Origin of the sequence: Microvirga sp. 2MCAF35 (assembly GCF_052115545.1) — a bacterium.
Lineage (GTDB): Bacteria > Pseudomonadota > Alphaproteobacteria > Rhizobiales > Beijerinckiaceae > Microvirga.
The window spans coordinates 24450-31823 of the sequence record NZ_JBFRGW010000045.1; the positions used below are offsets into that span (position 1 = coordinate 24450).

Annotated in this window: 11 protein-coding genes; 3 read left to right on the forward strand and 8 right to left on the reverse strand. The window is 63.5% G+C overall.

Going from position 1 to position 7374, the window contains the following annotated elements:
* Positions 1–42 precede the first annotated feature (42 nt).
* The 6 genes from AB4097_RS18460 to cobT form a co-directional block, all read right to left on the reverse strand.
* Positions 43–867, reverse strand: a complete 825-nt coding sequence (locus tag AB4097_RS18460) for an enoyl-CoA hydratase-related protein (RefSeq protein ID WP_442042228.1) — start codon at positions 865–867, stop codon at positions 43–45.
* A 517-nt stretch (positions 868–1384) separates the two neighbouring features.
* A complete protein-coding gene (locus tag AB4097_RS18465) occupies positions 1385–1741 on the reverse strand; it encodes a hypothetical protein (protein ID WP_442042230.1) in 357 nt (118 codons plus the stop codon).
* 85 nt (positions 1742–1826) lie between these two features.
* The gene (locus AB4097_RS18470) at positions 1827–2036 is read right to left on the reverse strand and encodes a hypothetical protein (protein ID WP_442042232.1); all 210 of its coding nucleotides are present in this window, start codon (positions 2034–2036) and stop codon (positions 1827–1829) included.
* A gap of 130 nt (positions 2037–2166) precedes the next feature.
* Positions 2167–2793 carry a uracil-DNA glycosylase family protein gene (locus AB4097_RS18475; protein ID WP_442042233.1) on the reverse strand — a complete coding sequence of 209 codons (627 nt, stop codon included), beginning with the start codon at positions 2791–2793 and terminating at the stop codon, positions 2167–2169.
* 68 nt (positions 2794–2861) lie between these two features.
* Positions 2862–3365, reverse strand: a complete 504-nt coding sequence (locus AB4097_RS18480) for a thermonuclease family protein (protein ID WP_442042235.1) — start codon at positions 3363–3365, stop codon at positions 2862–2864.
* The gene (cobT, locus tag AB4097_RS18485; RefSeq protein WP_442042237.1) at positions 3362–4387 is read right to left on the reverse strand and encodes a nicotinate-nucleotide--dimethylbenzimidazole phosphoribosyltransferase; all 1026 of its coding nucleotides are present in this window, start codon (positions 4385–4387) and stop codon (positions 3362–3364) included. Before cobT ends, AB4097_RS18480 begins: the two co-directional genes overlap by 4 nt.
* 77 nt (positions 4388–4464) lie before the next feature.
* On the opposite strand from cobT, the gene cobS reads away from it, so the two are divergent.
* Genes cobS through AB4097_RS18500 form a run of 3 tightly spaced genes read left to right on the forward strand, consistent with a single transcriptional unit; the run spans position 4465 to position 6233 of the window.
* Positions 4465–5301 carry an adenosylcobinamide-GDP ribazoletransferase gene (gene cobS / locus AB4097_RS18490; protein ID WP_442042238.1) on the forward strand — a complete coding sequence of 279 codons (837 nt, stop codon included), beginning with the start codon at positions 4465–4467 and terminating at the stop codon, positions 5299–5301.
* Between the two features lie 15 nt (positions 5302–5316).
* Positions 5317–5529: a DUF1289 domain-containing protein gene (locus tag AB4097_RS18495; protein WP_442042239.1), complete on the forward strand. Its 213-nt coding sequence runs from the start codon at positions 5317–5319 to the stop codon at positions 5527–5529.
* A gap of 2 nt (positions 5530–5531) precedes the next feature.
* Positions 5532–6233, forward strand: coding sequence for a retropepsin-like aspartic protease family protein (locus tag AB4097_RS18500; RefSeq protein ID WP_442042241.1), 702 nt, complete (start codon positions 5532–5534; stop codon positions 6231–6233).
* Positions 6234–6267: 34 nt separating this feature from the next.
* On the opposite strand, the gene AB4097_RS18505 is transcribed toward AB4097_RS18500, so the two are convergent.
* Together AB4097_RS18505 and AB4097_RS18510 are read right to left on the reverse strand one after the other, a co-directional pair.
* Positions 6268–7047 (reverse strand): ADYC domain-containing protein, encoded by a 780-nt coding sequence (locus tag AB4097_RS18505; protein ID WP_442042243.1) that lies wholly within the window; start codon positions 7045–7047, stop codon positions 6268–6270.
* Between the two features lie 65 nt (positions 7048–7112).
* A partial coding sequence (locus AB4097_RS18510; protein WP_442042245.1) for a hypothetical protein occupies positions 7113–7374 on the reverse strand: 262 nt, incomplete at its 5' end.

Here is a 7374-nt window from a genome sequence, read left to right on the forward strand (position 1 = left end):
CGGATTCCGCGTTTGCAGAGGGCCTGTAGCTGATGCGTATGCTTATCGTCCCTCGAACCGGGGAGCACGCTTCTCGCGGAAAGCCGCGACGCCTTCCATGAAATCATGGCTCGATCCAGCCTCGGCCTGGAGCCTGGCTTCGAGAGCGAGCTGGGTTTCGAGATCGTTCGCCAGGCTCTCTCCCACCGCCTGCCTGGTGAGACGATAGGCGAGCCCCGGTCCCTCGGCGAGCCTTGCGGCGAAAGCAGCCACATCGACCGCGAAGGACGCATCGTCGAACACCTTGTAGACGAGGCCCATCCTCTGGGCCTCGTCGGCGGGAATGGCCTCGGCGCTCAGCATGAAGGCGAGCGCCAGCTTGGGTCCGACGAGGCGCGGCAGGATCCAGGTGCCACCTGCATCCGGAATCAGGCCGATCTTGGCGAAGGCCTCCTGCAGATAGGCGGAGCGGGCCGCCACGACGATGTCGCAGGCGAGCGCGATATTCATGGAGGCGCCGACCGCTGGGCCGTTCAGGGCGGCGATGGTCGGCTTCGCATAGTTGGACAGCCTCAGCACCAGCGGGTTGTAATCGCGGGTGAGCGCGGGCCCGAGATCGACACGGCCCTGTTCGTCGCGTTTCAAATCGACCGACAGATCCTGGCCCGAGGAGAAAGCCCGCCCCTCCCCGGTCAGGACCACGACGCGCACCGCCTCGTCCCGTTCGCACCGGTCCAGCGCGTCCCGCAGTTCCGCGTGCATGTCGGCGTTGAACGCGTTCATCTTCTCGGGCCGCGCCAGCGTGATCGTCGCGACCGATCCGTCGACGATGCAGCGTAGAGTGGTGGGGCTCATGCCGGAAAGCTCCTTCTGCTCACGCTCGAACATAGGACGGATCCCGGTGCAGAGAACCCTTAAATGCCAAGTTCAGACTAAGGAAGGATGCCGGCCTGGCCAGCCTGATGATCCGATCATTCGCCTCGGTCCGGCGCTTCGTTCGCTATGCCGCATCATAGATCATAGATCGGTGGGTTGAAAGACTTGGAAGCGGGGGTTCAACTCGCTCTCGAAAACTGCCCGGCTATAGATTTCGCCCGTACTTCTGATCTCGTAACGGGGCTCTTCGTCACCTGAGGGCAAACGCCGGGTCACGACGAATACTCCGGTCCAGGCAGGGCCAATGAAACGTTTGGCCGTGAACGTCACATGCTGTCCAGGCGCATAAAGATACTCAGACACAGGAAATCCTTTCGTGTTTCGGATGAATCTTGACGCAGAACCGCTCGGCGAACACTCCAGGATCAGAGAACGACCATGAAGAAAAGGCCGAAACAGAAAATGACGGCAAGCCCGGCGAGGATGAGTGAAGTCCGCCCATTCTCCGTCAGAAAGAATCCACGCTTGATCATGGATGCTCGTGTCTGAACGGGTAAGACTGCTCGTTCTTGTGCTGAGCCCTGCGCGGCAGGTTCGGCCAAGGCACAAGGTTGAGATTGGCAGGCTCGTTCATGCCTGTGTCATCCAGAACGTCCGAAGTATCCGCCGTCAGGAAAGCGCTCATCGGCGAGGCATCCCGGCTCAGCTCATCTTCACCCGCCACACAATCGTAGGGCCGAGTGGCGGATCGTATCTGATATTGCGGTTCGGGCCGTTTCGAGTCCAGGCAGCCGATGATCCTGTAAGGCTGCTTGCAAACGACATGGGGGAAACGCTGCTCCGTATAAAGAACATGATCTCCAACAACAAAATGGTGAGCTCTCATGGGGCCATTCCTTCATGATGTCCGTGCAGACCGCCATGCATGAACGGAAATTCGCTCCCTGCGGTCAGTCAGCGAGTTGGATCGATCAGAAGCGCCGATTCAAACCCCAAATCTCAACATCTTGGGCTGCCACTTCATGAGGCAGCACATATCGCTCTTCCACACGCGCGATCAGTTGCGCCTTAGTTTTGATCTCCGCAAGATCCGACATGGACAGGCGATCCCACTTGGCTTGGGCATCACGCATGTGTCGCCCAGCAAAAATATTATCATCGTTATTTTTAATATTTGACATAAATTTATTCACCCTCCACTATTAGAATGGAATATTTTGAAAATCGTTCCAAGTTATTGTTTCCAAATCTATTATATTTTACTCATCCAATTAAGCACCTGCCAAAGCATATTCAACTAAGTCGCCCTCACTAAGAGAGCAGCAGACGAACTTCGGTTTGCAGCACAGGCAGCAGCTCAGCCTCGAACCAAGGGTTCTTCTTGAGCCAGCCATTATTGCGCCAGGACGGATGCGGCAGAGGCAGGATGCGGGGCTTCTGTGGATTATACAGGATTTCGCGCCAGCGCCGGACGGTCGCGGTCAACCCATCGTTGAAATTCTCACCCATATGCCAAGCCTGGGCATATTGGCCGATCAGCAGGACAAGGTCGAGACAGGGGAGCGCCTGAAAGAGCGGCCGGCGCCAGGCCTCGGCGCATTCCCGGCGCGGGCCGAGATCGCCGCCCTTGGCATCCTGACCGGGAAAGCAGGAGCCCATGGGCACGATGGCAACCTTGGAAGGATCGTAGAAGGTGGCCCGGTCGAGGCCGAGCCAGTCGCGCAGCCGTGTGCCCGAACGGTCGTCGAACGGGATGCCGCTGGCATGGGCGCGGGTCCCCGGCGCCTGGCTGGCGATGCAAAGACGCGCCGTGGCGCTGCCCTGGATGATCGGGCGCGGCTCGTGCGGCAGGGCCGCGCCGAAGCGCGGCGCATCGCGGCAGATCCGGCAGGCTCTCAGTTGTGCGGCAAGGTCTTCGAAACTCGGCGAGGGCTTCATCTTTGTCAAATGGGGATGCCGATCCGGGCAGAGGAGATGGCGAGGGTCACGACACGAGGTCGCTCCCCTCACGAATTGCGCCTACGCCAGTCCTGAGGGCGCTCGAAATCGCCCTCCCAAAGACCGGCCGACCTGCTGTGGGCACGGGTCTCCTCGGGGTCATAATCGCGCCCATAGGAGACGGCCCAGCCGTCCTCCACCATGCGCGCGCCGATGTCCCGGCCGTTCACAGTGCAGCGGGCGAGAACCCGCTGGTAGCGGTCGCGGCCGGTGGCGCGACAGCGCACCGTCTCGCCGGAGACGAGATCGATCAGTGCTCGGCGGGAGGTCTCGCCGCAGGCATAGGAACGACCGGAGCGGGAGCAATGCTGCCTGATCTCGGGCGCGTCGATCCCCTTGAGGCGGATGCGCGTCTCGCCGATGCGGATCGTATCCCCGTCGGTCACCTGGGCCCTGCCCTCGAGCGAGCGCCCGTTCGGTTTCAGCGCGAGCCCTGCCCCGCCGGCGAGCGCCAGCGCGACGATCAGGGAGGTGATGCCGCTCGAACGGGAGCGACGACGCCGGAACCTCACGACAGACGCTCGGAAACTCCCGCCTGTCCGAAGGTGGCCATGTCGCGATGCACTGCCGCCGCGGCTTTCACGAGGCCGGCAGCCAAAGCCGCCCCCGATCCCTCGCCGAGCCGCATCCCGAGGGCCAGGAGCGGCACCTTGCCGAGGCGGGTCAGCACATCCTGGTGCGCGCCCTCGGCGCTCAGATGGCCGGCGATGCAGTGATCGATGGTCGAGGGATGGATGGCGTGCAGGATGGCTGCAGCGGAGGTCGCCACGTAGCCGTCGAGGATGACCGGGATCCGCTGCAAACGCGCGGCGAGAATCGCACCTGCCATGGCGGCGATTTCGCGCCCGCCGAGACGGCGCAGCACTTCGAGCGGATCCTTCAGGCTGTCGCCATGATGGGCGATGGCTGCCTCGACCGCCGCGACCTTGCGCTTCAGCCCCTCGTCGTCGATTCCGGTTCCGCGCCCGACCCAGTGCTCGGCCGATCCCCCATAAAGAGCCGTATAGATGGCGGCCGCGATCGTGGTGTTGCCGATGCCCATTTCGCCGATGGCGAGCAGATCGGTGCCGCCGGCAATCGCCTCCATGCCGAAGGCCATGGTGGCGACGCAGGACTTCTCGTCCATGGCATCGGCCTCGGTGATGTCGCCGGTCGGCATGTCGATGGCGAGGTCGAACACCTTGAAGCCCAGGCCATAGGCGGCGCAGATCTGGTTGATGGCCGCCCCGCCGGCGGCGAAATTCTCCAGCATTTGGCGGTTCACCTCGGAGGGAAAGGCCGAGACGCCCTTGGCGGTTACGCCGTGGCTCGCGGCAAAGACGCAGACGAGCGGACGGTCCACGGTCGGCGTGGGCTTCGCCTGCCAGGCAGCAAGCCATTCTGCGATCCGCTCCAGGCGTCCCAGGCTCCCGGCCGGCTTGGTGAGCTGCCGGTCTCGCGCCTGCGCGGCCTCGACGGCGGCCTCGTCCGGACCGGGCATGGTCGTGATCAGGCGGCGGATATCGTCGAAAGGTGAGGACACGGCGTCAGACATGGAGGGCTCCGGCCCAGGGGGCATTGCAGAACACGAAGAGGCGTGACCTATAACGATCCATGCACGCGGGGTGAAGCATGTCGGAGCAATTTGAACGGGACGAGGCCGCGACGATTGGCGGCTGGCGGGCGGCTGCGGCCGATCTGGCCCATTGCGTGCGCTTCTATTCCCGGCTGCCGGTGCCGCCGCTTCCATTCGAGCACGACGCCCACGCCTTGCCGAGCTTTCCGCGTCTGGTGCGCATGATCCCGCTCGGGGGGCTCCTCATCGGTCTCCTGCCGGCAGCCTTGTTCGGCTTGGCCCTGCTGCTCGATCTCGGCCCCTGGCTCGCCGCCATGCTCTCGGTGGCCGCCATGGTCATGGCGACCGGAGCCCTGCACGAGGACGGGCTCGCCGACCTTGCCGACAGCGTCGGCGGTTCGACCCGCGAGAAGCGTCTGGAGATCATGCGCGACAGCCGGATCGGCTCCTTCGGCGCCTCGGCGCTCTTTCTGGCTCTGGCACTCAGGATCGGGGCGCTTGCCACCCTCGCTTCCCGCCTCGATGGCGGAGCCGTCATCGCGGCGTTTCTCATCGCCGCATCCCTGTCCCGCACGGCCGGGCTGATTCCCCTGGTTTTTCTCCCACCGGCCCGACGGGACGGCATCGCGCGGGCGGTCGGGCAGCCGGCTCGGGAGACGTTCTGGCTGGCGGCAGGAATTGCCGGAGGAATCGCGGTCGTCCTCGGAGCCGTTGCGGTCCTGCCGCCGCTTGGCATTGCCCTGATGCTGGTGCTCTCCGGCCTCGCCGGCGTTGCGCTCGCGGGCTTCGCATCGCGGCACCTGGGGGGCCAGACCGGAGACGTCATCGGCGCCGCCCAGCAGGTGGCGGAGATCGCTGCGCTGATCGGCCTCTTGACCGCCGTCCGACTGTGACGACATGAAGGTAAGATGACCCGCGTTTCCAGCCCCTGCATCCGTGTCTGCATGCTCGACCCCGAAACGGGACTCTGCGAGGGATGCGGCCGCACGCGGGAGGAGATCGCCGGTTGGTATCGCATGAGCGAGGAGGACCGTCAGCGGATCATGACCGAGCTCCCGGAGCGGATGCGCCAGGCCTTTGCCATCGAATCTCCCTTCGCGCCTCAAGCCGACAAGGCGTGATGATGCCGGGCATCCGCGGCGCAGGCCTCCTTCTTCTCCTGGCAGCCCTTCTGATGGGGCTGTTCGTCGACAACACCATCGCGGAGCTCTCAGCCATGGAGGCCTCCGGCGTCGTGGCCCTGGGCGGATTGTCCCTCCTCATGGCGGCTTCGATCGTCGAAGCCTTTTCACGCCACTGGACCTATGGCGTTCAATCCATCGCCATCGCCGGCGGCATTCTGGTGGCTCTGCTCGTGACCTATGCATCCCGGGGAGAATTGCAGGCCGTGATCGACCGCGCCATCGGGGACATCGCAGTCGGCCGCACCGTCGTCACGCCGGAGGGCGAAGTGGTGGCCGCGCGCCGGACGGACGGCAGCTTCATGGTGCAGGGCGCGGTCAACGGGCACGAGACACGTTTCATCTTCGACACGGGCGCGAGCACCGTCGTCCTGCGCGCAGAGAACGCGACCGCGCTCGGCTTCAAGATCGACAATCTCGATTATTCCATTCCCGTCGCCACTGCCAACGGCAGCGCCCTCGCCGCCCCGGTCGTCATCGATCGCTTGACAGTCGGCCCGATCACGGAGCGAAAAGTCCGCGCGCTGATCGCCCGTGAAGGCGTTCTTCACGCCAATCTTCTTGGCATGACGTTTCTCGAGCGGCTGGGCTCCTACGAGGTTCGCGGCAACCGGCTCATTCTGCGGGCCGGGACAGGTTCCTGATGTCGTGTCGCGGCCGATAAGAAACCCCGATTTCTCAGGGGTAGGAATGGTTGAAGAGAAGCGCCTGCGGCTCTGCCTGCATCGCTTCGAGGCTGCAATGCATCGGTCCTAGCCGATTAGCCAAACGCGGATAGCGCTCAGCGATATCTTCAAGCGTGATGTTCTGCATGATGCGCGGATGGGCAACACATAATGCGCCATCCGGACCCCAGGCCGCCTCGAACGCCATGCCGTCCGCCTTTTCCGATTCCTGAATGCCGAACCGGTCGAAAATATCGACCGATGTGCCGTTCCGCGTCGTCGGCCTGTCATCTCCGCCGTAATCGGCACGCAGCATATGGACGCAAGCCCGATGAAGCTCCTTCAACGGTAATCCGTCGCGGTTGTCCCACGGGCGATAGCCCATGCGAACGCATTTTCCCTCCGCACCGCTGGTGCATGTGAAGCTGAAGCCGCCGGAACCGTCAGGCATCGCGAGACCGGTGAGCCGCCCTTGAGGATCGGGCGAGCAGAACGGCCCCTTCTCCTCTCCGTCCGGCGAATGGACCGACAGCCTGTAAAGCAGAAGCGGACCTCCCGTGGCGGCCTTATCCTCTTCCACGCCGTCGACCCGCATCTGGAAGGCCCCGTCCTGACCCGTCAAGACGAACCTGATCCCGATCAGGTTCTCGCCTCGTAGGTCACGGCCATCCTCCAGGCTCAGCACAAGCTCGGGTCCATCCGCATGGAGCCTGCCCCCTGCTCCAAGAGCAGTCTGGGAGAAGACAAGAGCATGCAAAATCAGCAGATAGGATGAGAGCGCTAGAATACGCACGGAATGGGTCCCTACAAGACAGTAGCCTCCCGTTCGAGAGGCTACCGCATCCAAAGCAACGATGATTACTGGCCGAGCTGGATGATCGTGCCATCCTGCAGGATTGCCGCTTCGATTTGCATGCCCGAAGAGACGACGCCTTTGGCATCACGTCCGTTGGTGCTGAGACCATTCGTGCTGAGACCATTCGTGCTGAGACCGTTCGTGCTGAGACCGTTCGTGCTCAGGCCGTTCGTGCTCAGGCCGTTCGTGCTCAGGCCGTTCGTGCTCAGGCCGTTCGTGCTCAGGCCGTTCGTGCTCAGGCCGTTCGTGCTCAGGCCGTTCGTG